The sequence below is a fragment of the Nitrospirota bacterium genome (assembly GCA_016212215.1).
GTDB lineage: Bacteria > Nitrospirota > 9FT-COMBO-42-15 > HDB-SIOI813 > HDB-SIOI813 > JACRGV01.
In genome coordinates, this window is the sequence record JACRGV010000085.1 from 1 (window position 1) to 15,545 (window position 15,545).

The 15,545-nt window shown below is 42.3% G+C and carries 17 protein-coding genes, 1 tRNA gene and 1 other RNA gene; 6 read left to right on the forward strand and 13 right to left on the reverse strand.

What is annotated here, in order from left to right; all coding sequences use genetic code 11:
• Positions 1–155: 155 nt before the first annotated feature.
• The 6 genes from galT to HZA08_07850 form a co-directional block, all read right to left on the reverse strand.
• Positions 156–1,154 (reverse strand): galactose-1-phosphate uridylyltransferase, encoded by a 999-nt coding sequence (gene galT / locus HZA08_07825; GenBank protein MBI5193331.1) that lies wholly within the window; start codon positions 1,152–1,154, stop codon positions 156–158.
• Positions 1,155–1,156: 2 nt separating this feature from the next.
• Positions 1,157–2,539 (reverse strand): sigma-54-dependent Fis family transcriptional regulator, encoded by a 1,383-nt coding sequence (locus tag HZA08_07830; protein MBI5193332.1) that lies wholly within the window; start codon positions 2,537–2,539, stop codon positions 1,157–1,159.
• A gap of 142 nt (positions 2,540–2,681) precedes the next feature.
• Positions 2,682–4,847 (reverse strand): HAMP domain-containing protein, encoded by a 2,166-nt coding sequence (locus HZA08_07835; GenBank protein MBI5193333.1) that lies wholly within the window; start codon positions 4,845–4,847, stop codon positions 2,682–2,684.
• Positions 4,844–5,416 (reverse strand): DUF4390 domain-containing protein, encoded by a 573-nt coding sequence (locus HZA08_07840; protein MBI5193334.1) that lies wholly within the window; start codon positions 5,414–5,416, stop codon positions 4,844–4,846. The genes HZA08_07835 and HZA08_07840 overlap by 4 nt, the downstream gene beginning before the upstream one ends.
• Before the next feature lie 2 nt (positions 5,417–5,418).
• Positions 5,419–6,186 (reverse strand): slipin family protein, encoded by a 768-nt coding sequence (locus tag HZA08_07845; GenBank protein MBI5193335.1) that lies wholly within the window; start codon positions 6,184–6,186, stop codon positions 5,419–5,421.
• A 47-nt stretch (positions 6,187–6,233) separates the two neighbouring features.
• Positions 6,234–7,508 carry a nodulation protein NfeD gene (locus HZA08_07850; GenBank protein MBI5193336.1) on the reverse strand — a complete coding sequence of 425 codons (1,275 nt, stop codon included), beginning with the start codon at positions 7,506–7,508 and terminating at the stop codon, positions 6,234–6,236.
• Positions 7,509–8,051: 543 nt separating this feature from the next.
• On the opposite strand from HZA08_07850, the gene HZA08_07855 reads away from it, so the two are divergent.
• Positions 8,052–8,429 carry a hypothetical protein gene (locus HZA08_07855; protein MBI5193337.1) on the forward strand — a complete coding sequence of 126 codons (378 nt, stop codon included), beginning with the start codon at positions 8,052–8,054 and terminating at the stop codon, positions 8,427–8,429.
• A gap of 149 nt (positions 8,430–8,578) precedes the next feature.
• Entirely contained in the window at positions 8,579–8,731 is a 153-nt protein-coding gene (locus HZA08_07860) for a hypothetical protein (protein ID MBI5193338.1), read from the forward strand.
• 384 nt (positions 8,732–9,115) lie between these two features.
• On the opposite strand, the gene HZA08_07865 is transcribed toward HZA08_07860, so the two are convergent.
• Positions 9,116–9,200, reverse strand: a tRNA-Leu gene (locus tag HZA08_07865).
• 141 nt (positions 9,201–9,341) lie between these two features.
• Between HZA08_07865 and smpB the strand changes: the two genes are divergently transcribed.
• The 3 genes from smpB to ssrA all read left to right on the forward strand — a co-directional run bounded on the left by smpB (position 9,342) and on the right by ssrA (position 10,890).
• Positions 9,342–9,800: an SsrA-binding protein SmpB gene (gene smpB, locus HZA08_07870; protein MBI5193339.1), complete on the forward strand. Its 459-nt coding sequence runs from the start codon at positions 9,342–9,344 to the stop codon at positions 9,798–9,800.
• 119 nt (positions 9,801–9,919) lie between these two features.
• A complete protein-coding gene (locus tag HZA08_07875; GenBank protein MBI5193340.1) occupies positions 9,920–10,366 on the forward strand; it encodes a hypothetical protein in 447 nt (148 codons plus the stop codon).
• A 166-nt stretch (positions 10,367–10,532) separates the two neighbouring features.
• Positions 10,533–10,890: a transfer-messenger RNA gene (gene ssrA / locus HZA08_07880) on the forward strand.
• Positions 10,891–11,096: 206 nt separating this feature from the next.
• Here the strand turns inward: ssrA and HZA08_07885 are convergent.
• The 5 genes from HZA08_07885 to HZA08_07905 all read right to left on the reverse strand — a co-directional run bounded on the left by HZA08_07885 (position 11,097) and on the right by HZA08_07905 (position 13,148).
• Complete coding sequence (locus HZA08_07885) at positions 11,097–11,636, reverse strand: DsrE/DsrF/DrsH-like family protein (protein ID MBI5193341.1); 540 nt, start codon at positions 11,634–11,636, stop codon at positions 11,097–11,099.
• Between the two features lie 79 nt (positions 11,637–11,715).
• On the reverse strand, positions 11,716–11,961 hold the full coding sequence (locus tag HZA08_07890) for a sulfurtransferase TusA family protein (GenBank protein MBI5193342.1): 246 nt from the start codon (positions 11,959–11,961) through the stop codon (positions 11,716–11,718).
• Between the two features lie 126 nt (positions 11,962–12,087).
• Positions 12,088–12,342 carry a hypothetical protein gene (locus tag HZA08_07895; protein MBI5193343.1) on the reverse strand — a complete coding sequence of 85 codons (255 nt, stop codon included), beginning with the start codon at positions 12,340–12,342 and terminating at the stop codon, positions 12,088–12,090.
• 105 nt (positions 12,343–12,447) lie between these two features.
• A complete protein-coding gene (locus HZA08_07900; GenBank protein MBI5193344.1) occupies positions 12,448–12,810 on the reverse strand; it encodes a DsrE family protein in 363 nt (120 codons plus the stop codon).
• A complete protein-coding gene (locus tag HZA08_07905; GenBank protein MBI5193345.1) occupies positions 12,807–13,148 on the reverse strand; it encodes a DsrE family protein in 342 nt (113 codons plus the stop codon). The genes HZA08_07900 and HZA08_07905 overlap by 4 nt, the downstream gene beginning before the upstream one ends.
• A gap of 213 nt (positions 13,149–13,361) precedes the next feature.
• On the opposite strand from HZA08_07905, the gene glgC reads away from it, so the two are divergent.
• On the forward strand, positions 13,362–14,579 hold the full coding sequence (gene glgC, locus HZA08_07910) for a glucose-1-phosphate adenylyltransferase (protein ID MBI5193346.1): 1,218 nt from the start codon (positions 13,362–13,364) through the stop codon (positions 14,577–14,579).
• A gap of 11 nt (positions 14,580–14,590) precedes the next feature.
• Here glgC and HZA08_07915 read toward each other — a convergent pair whose 3' ends face one another.
• The gene (locus HZA08_07915) at positions 14,591–15,391 is read right to left on the reverse strand and encodes a hypothetical protein (GenBank protein MBI5193347.1); all 801 of its coding nucleotides are present in this window, start codon (positions 15,389–15,391) and stop codon (positions 14,591–14,593) included.
• Between the last annotated feature and the right edge of the window lie 154 nt (positions 15,392–15,545).

A 15,545-nucleotide genomic window follows, 5' to 3' on the forward strand; every position in this document is an offset into this window, starting at 1 on the left:
ACGTACTTCGGCTATTTCCTCATGGGCGAATTCTCTGCCACGATATCTGACCGCCATCTCCATTCATCATGTTGTACCATAGATGGCAACCAGAACGCAAGTAGTTTTTTCGTGTCACCACGCCTCACTGAAGGGTTACAAGCTCTTCTCCATTTTTACACTTTTGCCTCTCTCAGGAATTTTGCAGCTTCTTCAGGTGAAGTAGGATTTATGTAGAATCCTGACCCTGACTCAAACCCTGCAATTCTTACCAGCTTTGGCATGATTTCAATATGCCAGTGATAGAACTCATTTACCTGACTCCGCAATGGGCTTGTGTGAACTATATAGTTATACGGCGGGATGTTTAATACCTTATCTATCCGCAGGAGTATATTTTTCATAATCCTTGCGAGGCTGTTATATTCCCATGGCTGTGCCTCATCAAAACATGAGTTGTGGTTCTTAGGGATAATCCATGTCTCAAACGGGAAGCGTGCGGCAAATGGTGTTATGGCAATAAAATGTTCATTTTCAACAATAGTCCTGTCTTCTGAAAACATCTCCTGCTTTACAATATCGCAGTAAATACATCTCTCTTTGTAATTATAGTAAAGCCGTGAGCCTTCAATCTCTTCAGTAACCTGTCTTGGAATAATGGGAAGGGCTATCAACTGGGAGTGTGAGTGTTCAAGTGATGCACCTGCCGCCGCCCCTTCATTCTTAAATATGAGGATATACTGGAATCTTGGGTCTTTCTTTAAATCCATCACCCGGTCTCTGTATGCCCAGATGATGTCCTCTATCTTTTTTTCCGGAAGTGATGACATTGTCATATCATGGGTTGGGGATTCTATAATGACCTCATGTGCACCAATACCGTTCATCTTATCAAACAGCCCTACGCCTGTTTTATCAAGATTGCCTTCTATCTTGAGTGCCGGAAACTTATTGGCCACAACACGAAGGCTCCATCCACCTGAATTTGGACTGGTTCCGGGTTCTCTGTATGCCAAAATTTCCGGCGGGGTAAATCTTTCATTTCCTCCACAGAATGGACAGAACCCGCCTTTTCTTTTTTGAGGTGCCTCCTGAAAATCAGACGGCCTCCTTCCTCGTTCTGATGATATTATTACCCACCTTCCTGTTACAGGGTCTTTTCTTAATTCTGACAATTTTATCTCCTTTCCTCAATCCCGAGCATTTTCATTTTCCTGTGAAGATTAGTCCTCTCTATCTTCAGGTCTTCAGCAGTTTTTGTAATATTCCAGTTGTTCTCTTTCAACCTTCCTGTTATATACATACGTTCAAAGTAGGCCCTTGCCTCTCTTAATGAACCGAACCTTTCATCCATAAACTGTGTCGTGTCTTTATTACCGGTTCCGGTTTTTGCTATTATAGCAAGGTCAGCAGGTAAAATGCGACCTTCCTGAACCATAATTGCCGCACGTTCCATCAGATTACGAAGCTCCCTGACATTGCCCGGCCAGTCATATTCTTTCAATAATAATGATGCCTCATCTGTTAAGACCTTTTGCCGCACCCCCTGTTCCCTGATAATCTCTTTAAGGAAATGTTTTGCAAGGAGCGGAATGTCGTCCCTTCTTTCCCTTAGAGGGGGGACGTTAATTGTTATAACATTTATCCTGTAGTACAGGTCCTCTCGGAATGTCCCTTTTTTAATCTCAGCAGGAATGTCTTTATTTGTGGCTGATATGAGGCGTACGTCCACTTTCAGATTTCTATTTCCTCCGACCCTTTGAAATTCCTGTTCCTGAAGCACACGAAGAACCTTTGCCTGCGTATTAAGGCTCATATCTCCAATCTCATCAAGGAACAATGTCCCCCCGTCAGCAATCTCAAATTTACCCCTTTGAGCAGAGATTGCCCCTGTGAATGCACCTTTTTCATGTCCGAACAGTTCGCTTTCTATCAGCGTTTCGGGTATTGCCGCACAATTGACCGCAGTAAACAGCTTGTCTGCTCTCTGGCTTGTCCTGTGTATGTAACGTGCAACAAGTTCCTTTCCGGTTCCATTCTCACCGGTTATAAGAACCCTGCTGTTTGATGCCCCGACTATCTTCAATTGCTCTTTGAGTTGAAGCATGGGGATGCTTTCGCCAATCAGCTCTTCCGACTTCTCTGCACTTTTTTTAAGGTGGACATTTTCCAGCACAAGGTTCTGCTGTCTGATGGCATGAGTGATTAGCAGATTTACCCTGTCCATTGAGAGCGGTTTTTCAATATAATCATAGGCCCCAAGTTTTGTGGCCTTCACTGCTGTTTCTATTGTTCCATGTCCTGACATAACAATAACAGGCATATCCTTATGGGTCTTCCTTATATCTTTAAGTACATCAAGTCCGTCAATATCCGGCAGCCATATATCAAGTAATACCACAGAAGGGGTGTCCTTTTCTATCTTTTTCAATGCATCACTTCCATTGGCAGCCGTTGAGACAACATACCCCTCATCTTCAAGCACCCCTGTGAGTGCATCAAGTATCCCCTTTTCATCATCAACGATTAGAATATGTTCTGAACCCAAAAATAACCCCATCCCCACCCTAACCATCCCCTTGAAGGGGAGGGAATTAACATAGCACCCTATCTCACATATTGCTTAACTCAATCTCAATTTTAGTCTTAATCTTTCTTCTAACTTCTTGCATCTATCTTCTATTCACTATTCACTGTCTTCATTACACAGGCAATTCAATTATAAATTTCGTCCCCTTAGGGCTGTTCTCATTGACCGTAATTTTTCCGTTATGATCGGAAATTATCCGGTTTACTATAGCGAGGCCGAGTCCTGTTCCGGTTTTTTTTCTTGAGAAATAGGGTATGAACAATTTGTCCATGTCTTCAGCCGGAACGCCCACGCCGTTATCGGCTATCTCTATATGAAGTAATCTGTTTTTATCGTCAAACCCTGTTCTTACCCAAACTTGTCCATTACCATTAACAGCCTCTACTGCATTTTTGAACAAATTAATAAATGCCCGTTTGATCTGCTCCCTGTCAATATTAATTTCAGGGATTGCCTCATTAAGGTCTTCATTAAAAACTATGTCCTTATGGGCGCTATTATACAGGAGTATCGCTTCATGTATTATTGAATTTATATTATTCACCGTAGGGCTTGCCGCAGGCATACGTGCAAACATTGAGAATTCATTAACAAGCATCTTCAGTGCATTTACCTCGTTTATTATCGTATTGGTACAATCGTCGAAAATTTTATCATAGTTCGAATCCCTTTCATAATGTTTTTTCCTCAGTCTCTCCGTGCAGAGCTGGATAGGTGTCAGGGGATTTTTTATCTCATGGGCCAGGTTTTTTGCGACATCCTGCCATGCCGCTATCCTCTGTGCCTTTATAAGCTCTGAAAGGTCCTCGAATACAATAACATTGCCGAGAAAATGTCCGCTTGCATCAGACAGGGTAGTCATCCTGATCCTTAATGTTATAGTCCTGTTATTCAGGTTAAACTGTATCTCTTCATTCTCAAGGTGACCTCCTCCTCCTCTGATCTTTTTCAATATATCCTTCGCAGTGTCGGCAGGGATGCGGCTTAGTATCTCCTGGAACCCTTTTCCCATAATCTCTGATTTTGTAATACCCAGTATACGTTCTGCTGACCGGTTAAAGGTTGTAATATCGCCATGTCTGTTAATAGAAATGACCCCTGTGGCTACATTCTCTAAAACGGTTTCCGTATATGCACCTTTCTGTTCTATCTCGATATTGGATTTCCTGAGAGAGGAGTATGCATCTTCAAGACTTATCTTCCCCTGACGCAGGTCTTCAGTCATCCTGTTAAATGAATTTATCAGAACCCCAATCTCATCTTTAGTTGTGGTATCCACCCTTACATCAAGGTTGCCATTGGCAACCTCCTGTGTGGCATCTGCAAGTTTCTGAATTGGGATTGTTATACCCCTCGCAAGGTAGTAGCCGAACCAAACCGCAGAGAAGATAATGAGGAGCGTAATGATAAAAAATGATAAGATATAACTGCTCTTAATCGGCTTTTTAAGGGCGGCCATCTGATTAAACTCTTCATAAGACCTTGTAATCTCCTCCATCTTTGATACAAGGCTGTTTTTAAAATAAGTACCGGCAAAAATAACGCCTGTTACATTTTTTGTGTCGTTTTCAGAGGCATAAACAGGCGCCATCCCTATAATAAGATCACCGGCACTGGATGACCTTATAATAACTGTCTTCTCTCCCTTTAACCCCTTCTGCACCATTTCTGATGCAATATTTAAAAATCCCCCTCTTGTGAGTCTTTTGTCTATGGATTGACTGATCAGGTCCCCTGTTACACTAAATGCTGCAACACCGTTCAGGTTAAGTTCACTCTTTTTATCTTCTATGGTCTTGTTTAACCCTGCCTTTTGCATGTTGTTTTTAGTGATGTAACTGCTGAGCACTATTGTTGAGTGGAGTACATTTTTCTTTTCCTTGTCATAATAACTCTGAGCCACATCAAAGGAATTTTTCAGGGACTTCTCTACCTGTATGCTGAACCAGTTGTTGATGCTGTTAGTCAGAAGCCCGCTTGCCACAATAAATAGGAGGATGGAAGGGATAATCGAGAATCCGACAAATGACATTATCAGCTTTGTACGGAATCTGCTCCCCATTATGTTCTGATGTCTTTCAAAGACATACTTAATGATATTTCTTGAGAGGAGGAGCAGGAGTACAACAAGCAGGATAAGGTTTATGTTAAATAGTGTCAGCAGAAGGATATTATTGCCGAGAAGTGATGAACCCCGCTTCTCAAATATAATCTCTACAGCAGTAAGGGTGGCTGTAATAAAAAGAAATATGGATATTATAATTATGGGTTTTTTCATCTGAGGTCCTTCAGCATAAATTCACCTGAATTTACCCATCCGGTACTGAATTCAGAATATGGGATAAAGAAGAGTAGATAGCGTAATAAAAACGGAAGTTCACCTGCCTTAATCTCTGCCTTAATACTGACATAATACTTATGGGTCGTTCTCAGGGTATTAATAGGGGTTATACTTACCCTGTCAATCTTAGAAACCCATTCTATCATTTCATCGTATGACTCAAACACATGCTCTTCCCTGTTGTTTCCTATAATCCTGTTTATAAGAAATTGTTTTTTCAGGATATCGTATTTTAAGGTATATTTTATTGTCTGGGAAATCTTCTCTTCGTCAATCCACTTAGGCATTACCCTCTGAAGGACGATGTAGTAGAAAAGCTCCCTGGCCACACCGTTAATAATCTCCTGTTTGATCTCAGGGGTAAAACCTCCTTCATAAGCGGCTGTTACCATCAATTCGCTGTTGGAACGGGATATATCAATATCTGTGATGCCCTGCTGTTTGGCAGACAGCGGTGAAACGAATGTCAGGATAATGGAAAAGATAATAAGTATAAATCGTAACACTACTATTCCTTTTCCGGATTCTTTTTCGGAGACAAAAATGTTGAAATCATATCCACCGGCAGCGGGAAAATAATAGTCGAATTCTTTTCTGCTGCGATCTCAGTAAGTGTCTGTAAATATCTCAACTGCAAGGCAGCAGGTCTTACACTAATGATCTCTGCGGCATCAGCGAGCTTCTGTGATGCCTGAAATTCACCCTCAGCATGAATCACCTTGGCACGCCTCTCCCTTTCAGCCTCAGCCTGCTTGGCCATTGCACGCTGCATCTCCTGCGGCAAATCCACATTTTTTATCTCAACGTTAGATATCTTGACCCCCCACGGTTCAGTGTGACGGTCAAGGATTCTCTGTAAGTCCTGATTTAATTTATCCCTTGCTGACAGGAGTTCATCAAGATCAGCCTGACCTAACACACTCCTCAGTGTGGTCTGAGAAAGCTGGGATGTTGCATACATATAATCCTCTACCTCTATAATAGCCTTGTTTGAATCAATGACCCTGAAGTATACAACTGCACTTACTTTTACTGACACATTGTCTTTTGTAATAATGTCCTGTGTCGGGACATCCAGAACAACTGTACGCAGGCTTACCTTAACCATCTTCTGTATGCCGGGGATCAGGAGAATCAGGCCCGGCCCCTTTACCCTCCAGAACCTTCCGAGCATAAATATTACCCCTCGTTCATACTCCTTCAGAATCTTTACAGCACTGTAAAGGAACATTGCTACAATAATTATGATAATCAGCGGGCTTAGTAAGAGTTCCATTTTCGTACCTCCTGTTTAATTTCTTCTTACTTCTTGCATCTAACTTCTTACATCTTTTTTACTATTAGCCACATCCCATCCATCCTGATAATCTTAACCTTTTCTCCCTTCATTATAGCCTCATCACTCTTTGCATTCCATATCTCTCCGTGAATAAATATCTTGCCTTCTGAATCTATATCAGTATAAGCCTCGCCTGTTTCTCCTTCGAGACCTTCAATACCTGTAACCGGCCGGCGTTTGTGGGCCTTAACAGCCATCCCTACAGCAAAGACAAAAAAGACTGCTGTGAGAAGGACAGCAGGCAGTATAACCATCCATGATATTTTTAGAAATGGTACATCTGTATTCATAAGCATGATAGAACCCATCACCATTGCGATGACGCCTGCAACTGACAGCAATCCATAACTTACTATCTTTATCTCTGCAATAAACAGTATGACCCCAAGTATAATAAGGGCCAGGCCCGCATAATTAACAGGGAGTGTCTGAAAGGCATAAAAGGCAAGGATAAGGCAGATTGCACCGACCACCCCCGGCAGAATTGCACCGGGGCTTGCAAGCTCAAAGAAGAGGCCATAAATACCCAGTATCATCAGAATGTATGCCACATTGGGATTACTGAGTGTATTTAATATCCTGTGCCTTAAACCTAAGGGGATTTCCTCTATCGAAACCCCTTTAGTATCAAGCCTGACCTTCCCTGCGGAAGTAATTATTTCTTTATTGTTCAGCATACCAAGCAGTTTGTCCCTGTTCTCTGCTATCACATCAATAACCTTCAGCTTTAGTGCCTCATTCTCTGTGATGGAAACACTTCTCCTCACAGCATCCTCAGCCCACTTGGCATTTCTTCCCCTTTTTTCTGCGATTGACTTAATGTATGCCGCCGCATCATTTTCCACCTTTTTAAGCATGGTCTTATCCATCTGCCCGCCGCCGACTGCCACCGGATGTGCGGCCCCTATATTTGTCCCAGTAGCCATTGCAGCAACATGGGCAGAGAGCGTAATAAACACACCTGCCGAAGCCGCCCTCGCCCCTGTGGGAGAAACATAAACAATGACCGGGACTTTGGAATTGCTGATCGCCTTTACAATATCCCGCATGGATGTATCAAGCCCGCCCGGTGTATCAAGCTCAATCATAAGTGCAGTAACATTATCCAAGTTAGCCTTCTTAATCGCCCCGTTAATATACTCACCTGCAACAGGATTAATAATCCCATCATATTTGACAAGGTAAACCTTCTTCTGAGATGAATAGGATAATGTGGAAATACTGGTGAGTAATATAGTACAAAATATGAAAAGTTTCAGGTATTTCACTCAAGGATCTCCATAGCTCACCCTCCCCCTAACCCCCTCCCGTCAAGGGAGGGGGGATAAACTGGGCACCCTCTCCCACATACTGCTTTTCTCAATCTTAACCTTAATCTTAATCTTACTTCTGCCTCTCCAATCCCTCCATCCCATCGAGACGTGCCTCATTATGAAACCTTACAGTATCAGTGTCAACTGACTGCCCCCCCTTTGCATTGACAGTGTATTATTTGAAGTTGAAGGAGATAATGTAATAATTTATTGTATAACGCACAGAAAAGCAGGAAGAAAACGACAAGCCCTCAGTGACGATTGAGAATGTGAAAAAGGAACTTGGTTTGTTATAGTTTAACACCCTGAAAATTCAGTACTAGTCAGCTTTTTTATAATGAGGCTCTTGCAAAACTCTCTGTCATCCCCGAAATCTTCTATCGGGGATATGATTTTCTCTTATAAAACAATAGATTCCCGCTTAAAAAATGCGGGAATGACAGCATTTTGGGACTTTTGCAAGAGCCTCAGATATGTTATGTATTATGCATGCATATTAAGAAAGATTTAGGGTTTGCCGCACTAAGAAGCACGTTATCTAAGCGATTGCTTGAGATCAAAGATAATCGGCAGAATGGCAAAGTGAAACACTCTCTGCATGATTGTTTCATGAGCAGTTTTGCGATGATGTATTTTCAGGATCCCTCTCTTTTGTCATTTCAACGCCGCATGCAGGAGGTCAATCAGCGAAACAATTTAATGACGATGTTTAACGTCAGTAACATTCCCATGGAGACACAGCTAAGGAACGTAGATGGCACAGACAAACAGGACTGTGAGATGAATGCTGGAAAGCGGCTCATAAGAAAGATTAGAGAGACCCATCCTATAGAATCCTTCTGTTTGAAAGTTGGGAAGATCTCCTGAGACTTGTTATGTCTCCTCCTACTGCAAAACCTCCATAGATTTTAGTCTCCTGGATTTCTCAATCATTCTATTTGCCCGACTCTTTTACTACATGATGGGATTGGTTTGCTCAAAGCATGTGCTTTCCCCCTCTTTCCAGATAAAATTATTTGCAAATAAAGGATGCTGCTCATTCTCTCTTCTCATCTGAGAAGTTATTTAAGCCATATATAGCGTCAAAAATAATATCTGAGGCTGGCGTACCGCTTCAGCGAGAATTGATGGACCGACACCGTCTATCCATCCTTAAAGAAGAAGATTAAGGGCATTGATACCGAGATAACGAAGATACAGGATGTTCTCATATTTACAGAGTCACGATCATCAAGCCTTAAAGACCGGCTGCTGAAGAAAGAGACAGAACGGGATGAACTGCTTAGAGATATCAGGAAATATGAAATCAACAAAAGCAAACCGAGTAAAGTCCTTTTACTGGTCAACGAGTATGACAGGGTACTTAAGAATGTCGGCGAGGTACTGAGGAGGCAGACGCCTGGAGAACAAAAAACGGCTATTGGTTACTTCCTTGACAGGATAGAAGTGCTTAGGAAAGAGGGGGTTGCAAGGTGTTATTTCTATGATACGCCAAGGCCTAAGGAGATTGACTATGTCCTCCCTGGGGCCTCCGGAGGTTGTGTACCTCAATATGGTGCCGAAGGGGGGACTTGAACCCCCACGGGAAACCCCACATGCCCCTCAAACATGCGTGTCTGCCAATTCCACCACTTCGGCATGTACAACAGAATAAAAATTAACAAGGGTTTTGTCAAGAGAAAAGGTAATCAGCCCATCTCAGATTGCCTTTGAAATGCCACTATGTTATCATAAACTCTCTTTTAGAAGCAAATTATTTTTCTGATTTTTTAAGCAGTTATGAGTGAAAATATAATAGCTACGAATAAAAAGGCTTTTCATGATTATTTCATAGAAGATACTTATGAGGCAGGGATGAAACTTCTGGGCACAGAGGTTAAATCACTTCGTGAAGGCGGGGCAAGCCTCAAAGATGGATATGCACATATAGAAAAGGGAGAACTATTTTTATACTGTAATATCAGCCCGTACAAGGCAGGAAACATAAATAATCATGACCCGCAAAGGAAGCGGAAGCTCCTGTTACACAGGGAAGAGATTAACAGGATCCTCGGAAAGACCGTACTGAAGGGATACAGCCTCGTACCGTTGAAGATTTATTTTAAAGGGGGCATTGCTAAGGTTGAGATTGGATTAGCAAAAGGGAAAAAAGATTATGATAAAAGGGAGAGTTTAAAGAAGAAAGAGGCAGATAGAGAAGTCGCTCAGGCTTTTAGGGAAAGGCAGAAAAGTCAGTGAATAGTGATTAGTGAATAGTGGAAACTTCCCTCCCCTTCAAGGGGAGGGGTAGTATCTTTGAAAAATCCCCCCTACCTTGACGGGAGGGGGTGAGGGGGAGGGTGGGCAAAGAGAATTATATGAAGAAAATTATATCAATTGCAATGATAGTTATAATAACCGGGGCATTTCTTTTCAGTGCCTGCTCAAAGGAAAAAGCCGCTGATAAAAATCTTCCGGCAACTTATGTAGAATATAAAAATAACCCTGAATGGAAAGGGGGAGAGGCTAATCCTATAGTCTCCTCAGTCTATTTTACCGGTGTTATAAGCGATGCTTATAAGGCTGCGGCAGAAATTCCTGATGTTCTGGATCATATGTACTGTTATTGTTACTGTGCAGAGGACCACGGCCACCACAGCCTGCGTACATGCTTTACTGACGGACACGGATCAGGATGCGATATTTGTATAAACGAGGCCCTCCTTGCAAGAAAGATGCATAAAGAGGGATACAGAATCAAACAAATCCGTGACCAAATAGACAAGGAATTCTATCAGCCATATCAGTCACATGATCACATGTAGGTTTGAAGGGTGACTCGTAGAAATATGGCAAATTAGATTACTCTCAAAAATACTCAGATGCAAGGAAGGACAAGGATTTGGGCCGAGGGAGGCGTACTAAGTTGTACGTTGAGGCTCAAATCCGCAGTCCTGACGCCGCAGATGGGTGTTTTTCAGCGTAATCTAAGGGGGCGACTGGCTTCGACGGAGATGAAGACGCCAGGGTTGCATGCTGAGGTCCCGTTGGCCTCATTAAACAAACGGGGAATTTTAACTGCCAACAACGAATTGGCACTCGCTGCCTAAATAAAGGCAGCGGCGCTCTTCCTGACGTCGCCTGTGCATTGGGAAAGAGTGTAATATTAGCAGGCTGGCCTGTCATTTCTTCCTGTGGATGACGGGTAAGACTAAGCAGGATAGCATCATCCTGATGCCTGCCGGCGGGCATGGGATGCGGCGAAGGTTTCAAATACACCGGCTAAGCATGTAGTAACCTTGATGCTGAACGTTTCCGGACGCGGGTTCGATTCCCGCCGCCTCCACCATTTTTATTAAAGCCTCTGATAGCCCCCTATCAGGGGCTTTATTTTTTTGAAGGAGTTGTCCTAAAATCGAGAAAACGAAAGGAGTAGCTATGGCAACCTATAACCAAGTAAAATCACTTGTAATTAGTATAAGCAATACATGACACAATACGCTATGTTTTCATTATCTCAATTGTCCATGCCTGACACCTTTTGATTTTTCCGGCTCAGACAAAAAGTGTTATGTCGGCATTCGCTGCAAATTCAAGGAAACCTGCGGCACCGCAGACCTCTATACCTTTAATTAGATCATCCTTCTTTATTCCCATTACATCCATAGTCATCTGACAGGCAATTAGTTTCACACCGGTCTCTGATGCAATATCAAGAAGGTCTGTAATTGACGGCACGTTTACTTTATTCATCCAGCCCTTCATCATCCTTGTCGCCATAGCTGTCATGCCTGGAAGCGCACCGATAATGTTCGGTACAGGAACCGGCATTGCAGGATTTGCAAGTGAAGGTACCTTGAGGTTCTTATTCTTCTTTTTATTGATAATATCAAGGCCGTAGAACGTAAAGAATATTGAACACTCAATGTCCATGGCCGCAGCGGTAGTAGCCAATATCAGGGGAGGATAAGCCATATCAAGCGTCCCCTTTGATGCAATGATTGCCATCCGTTTCTTCTTGTCAGCAAGAAGCTTTTTCAGTTTCTCTTCTACAATCTTCTCTATCTGTTTTATGTCCTGATCTGTTACCGGCATGATCGGTTCCTCCTAATATTAGAGATTAAAATGCAAAAATCAAAATTACAAAAAATTCTACCTCATTCTGATTTTTGATTTATTTTACCTTCTTAATATAAAACCTGTACTGACTGTCCTCATGTACAACTTCCAATAGTTCCTGTCCTGTCTGTCTTGCCCATGCCTCAATATCTTTTAAAGAACCCGGGTCAGTGGAGATCATCTCAAGGACTTCCCCACTGCCCATCTTGCTCATAACATTCTTAGTCTTTATAACCGGTACAGGACACGACATCTTCCTGCAATCAAGCACCTGATCCACGTTGTAATTCTTCTTCTCCATCTTCTTCTCTAACCCCTTTCTTCCTGTTTCTTATTTCTTGCTTCTTGCGTCTAACGTCTTGTATCTGTCTTCTTAATTCTTACCTCTTACTTCTAACTTCTTACTTCCCGCTCCCTGCTCCTGACTTCACCATACCATCACCTTATCATGCCCCACAATTAACCGGCATATAGCAGGATAATCCACTAAATTACATGAGACATCTAATCCGCGTGCCTCAACATCATTTACAGATGCAAACACATTCTTATCTTCCCTGAACTTTGACAGCACACCGTCCTGTATCAACAGGATTGATACATCTTTGGCACTCCTGTCATGTTCTATAATTTCTCTTACAAATTGATCTTCTATTTTTCTTAATATGTGTAAGGTTTTCAATCTAAAATAACCCCATCCCCACCCTATCCCTCCCCTTGAAGGGGAGGAAATTTTGAGCTTCCTTCGTCATCTAACTTCTTACGTCTTGCTTCTAACTTCTGCTCACTATCCAAAGCTCACGACTGCATCACTCTCTGATATAACCTTATATATCTCATCCCGGCTGACCTTTTCCACATGGCACTCATGAACTGAGATGTTTCTATCATCCATAGAGGTCTCATCTGCAAGCACCCTGACGCCGCAGGCTGACAATAGCTCTATGCTTTCAAACAGGTCAGGCCTGCCTATCATCTGTGGAGATAGGTTTAATGAACTCCAGACCCCGTCTCCAATCAGAAGGATTTTCACTTTATTATCGGCCAGTGTCATCCCTATCCCCATGCGGAAGGCTTCTGTAAGGGCGATGGTATTAAACGGTGTGGAACGTATGATAATTGCCATCTTCTTAAATAAACCTGTACTCATACAAAACTTAGAAACCTGTCGCACTCCTTAATCATAACTGAGAGGTCATACTGACTGTGGAAATCCACACCTTTTATAAAGTGGGTACGTTCTATCCCGCGCAGGTCTGCTGTATGTGTACACATTGCAATCTTAACACCCTTTGAAAGCAGAATATCGAAACCCGGTGACAGCCTTTTATTCCCGCCTGTTATTGGATTTATGGCATTATAGATTCCATCTTCCATAAGGAATATGGATGTCTCGTGCCCGCCCTTAACAAATGCCTCTGCAAGTTTCTTCACAGTATGTGCATCCTGATGTTCAGGGCTTTTATGTAAAAGAAAACCTATTTTCACAACCCCATCCCCACCCTAACCCTCCCCTTGAAGGGGAGGGAATTTTCGATGCTCACCCCCACCCTGACCATCCCCCATCAAGGGGGAGGGGGTTTCGGTAAGGATCAAGTTTTTTCTTGCTTCTTACTTCTACCTTCTGCCCAATCCTTTAGTATTGCAATTATACACGAATTTGTTTATGATTTAAAAGTCTTTTAAAGGGAAAGGAACTTTATGAAAGACGTATACACAATGATACTTGCCGGAGGCCGGGGTGAAAGGCTTCATCCCCTTACTGCAAACAGGGCTAAACCTGCTGTCCCGTTCGGCGGTAAATACAGGATTATAGATATTACCCTCAGCAATGCAGTAAATTCAGGGCTTAGAAAGATAGCAGTCCTTGTCCAATATAAATCTCTATCCCTCGACAAACATATAAGGATTGGGTGGAATGTTCTGAGTAGTTTCCTTGATGAGTACATCATTACCATCCCGCCTCAGCAGCGTGTTAGTCAGGATTGGTACAGGGGAACTGCTGATGCCATATACCAGAATTTCTATGTTATAGAAAACGAAAACCCAAAGCATCTCCTTATCCTATCCGGTGACCACATATATAAGATGGATTATTCGGATATGTACAGATTTCATAAGGAGAATAACGCTGACGCCACTATAGCAGTAATTGAATTTGACAAACAACATGCATCAAGTTTCGGTGTCCTTGAAGTAGACAAGGACTACAGGATCATAGGCTTTGAGGAAAAGCCCAAAAATCCCAAGACCATACCTGATAATCCGGATCTGTCATTATGTTCAATGGGTGTTTATCTGTTTAATACAGATGTGCTTGCCTCAAATCTTGAGGCAGATTCCAGAGAGGATTCAGCACACGACTTCGGCAAGAATATTATTCCAATGATGATTAAATCAAACAGGGTATTTGCCTATAACTTTAAAGACCTGAACAAAAAAGAGGCAAAGTACTGGAGGGATATAGGGACTATTGATGCATACTGGGAGGCTAATTTAGAACTTGTATCAGTAGACCCGGTCTTTAATCTGTATGACAAAGACTGGCCTATCAGGACATTTCAGGGAATGTATCCGCCTGCCAAATTTGTCTTTGCACAGGAAGAAGATGGAGGGCGATTGGGGATAGCAATGGATTCTGTTGTTTGTGGGGGAGTTATAATCAGCGGCGGACGCGTCCAGAGTTCAATAATATCTCCAAATGTCAGGGTAAACAGTTATGCGGATATAAGGGAATCAGTTATCCTTGAAAATGTAGAGATCGGCAGATACTGCAAGATACAGAAAACAATAATAGATAAAGATGTTGTTATACCTCAGAAGACATCTATTGGATATGATATTGAAGAAGACAAAAAAAGATTCTATGTAACATCATCAGGTGTTGTGGTAGTTACAAAAGAAATGAAATTCGATTAAAAGTCCGTCCCCTAAAATTCCTTTGTCACTCCCATAGTCAGAACAGAATCAGGGCCGACATCAGACAGCCCGGTGCTGTAACCGGCATCAACCGATATACCGTTCCTAATTTGTTTTCGTGCCCCAATCATAACCGTAAATATGTCATCTTTATTCCGGTTTTCATTTGTAGCGCCTGTTAACTCGCCGACTACTTCAAGGTTATTATCAAGTTTATTTTCCATGGCAAGCTTAAAGATAAATATATTCTGATAATTTGTTCCAAAGTCCGGCCTGTTTATAAATACATACCCAATATTCATAAGCGCCTTTGTTAATGAAGAAAGCTCTCTCTCGGCGATAAATAGAAATCCGAAGTCTGTCTCCCCTGTGCTGAAACCCGGACCTGATTGTAATTTTGACAGCTTATTCTCGGGTGTCGGCAGTTTAAAGAATGGTTGTATTGTCAGTGTAATAGGATTTCCTTCGCGGCCTTTTAAAAATAGCAGCCTTGATTTCAATATCATGTCCCCGGATGTATTGAATTGTTCGCCCTGTTCCGGCCTCCAGAAGACAAACGGCACCTCAATACCGATATCCAGATTGTTTACTACACCATAGTTTAATTCAATATCCACATCATAAGATTCATTTCCATCAGGAAAGTTGTTATACCGTAACCCGCTCTCTAATCTGACCCTGTGTATGTCAACAGGATAAGCCGTTTGCGTAGTCAGCGGACGATGAGCAGATGCAAACTCCGGTATTAATAAAACAGTTAGAGAAGTAAGGCAGGTAATCATAAATATTCCCAGACCGCTCTTCTTAATCATTCCGCCCTCCCCAATTATTCATCCGAAAATGACCCCAAGTAAGCAGTAAGCGGTAAGCAGTTAGCAGATAAAGACTGCCTTTCCTGTTTACTGCTCACTGCTTACTGTTTACTATTTTCATTTCCCTTTGTGAGCGCCCCGCTCATGACGGTTC

Coding starts and splice junctions, on each gene's coding strand:
- HZA08_07845 (MBI5193335.1), bottom strand. CDS start 6,186: ATGGAACTCTTACTAAGCCCGCTGATTATCATAATTATTGTAGCAATG.
- HZA08_07855 (MBI5193337.1), top strand. CDS start 8,052: ATGCATATTAAGAAAGATTTAGGGTTTGCCGCACTAAGAAGCACGTTA.
- HZA08_07915 (MBI5193347.1), bottom strand. CDS start 15,391: ATGATTAAGAAGAGCGGTCTGGGAATATTTATGATTACCTGCCTTACT.
- HZA08_07890 (MBI5193342.1), bottom strand. CDS start 11,961: ATGGAGAAGAAGAATTACAACGTGGATCAGGTGCTTGATTGCAGGAAG.
- glgC (MBI5193346.1), top strand. CDS start 13,362: ATGAAAGACGTATACACAATGATACTTGCCGGAGGCCGGGGTGAAAGG.
- smpB (MBI5193339.1), top strand. CDS start 9,342: ATGAGTGAAAATATAATAGCTACGAATAAAAAGGCTTTTCATGATTAT.
- HZA08_07830 (MBI5193332.1), bottom strand. CDS start 2,539: ATGGGGTTATTTTTGGGTTCAGAACATATTCTAATCGTTGATGATGAA.
- HZA08_07885 (MBI5193341.1), bottom strand. CDS start 11,636: ATGCCGGTAACAGATCAGGACATAAAACAGATAGAGAAGATTGTAGAA.
- HZA08_07900 (MBI5193344.1), bottom strand. CDS start 12,810: ATGAGTACAGGTTTATTTAAGAAGATGGCAATTATCATACGTTCCACA.
- HZA08_07875 (MBI5193340.1), top strand. CDS start 9,920: ATGAAGAAAATTATATCAATTGCAATGATAGTTATAATAACCGGGGCA.
- HZA08_07835 (MBI5193333.1), bottom strand. CDS start 4,847: ATGAAAAAACCCATAATTATAATATCCATATTTCTTTTTATTACAGCC.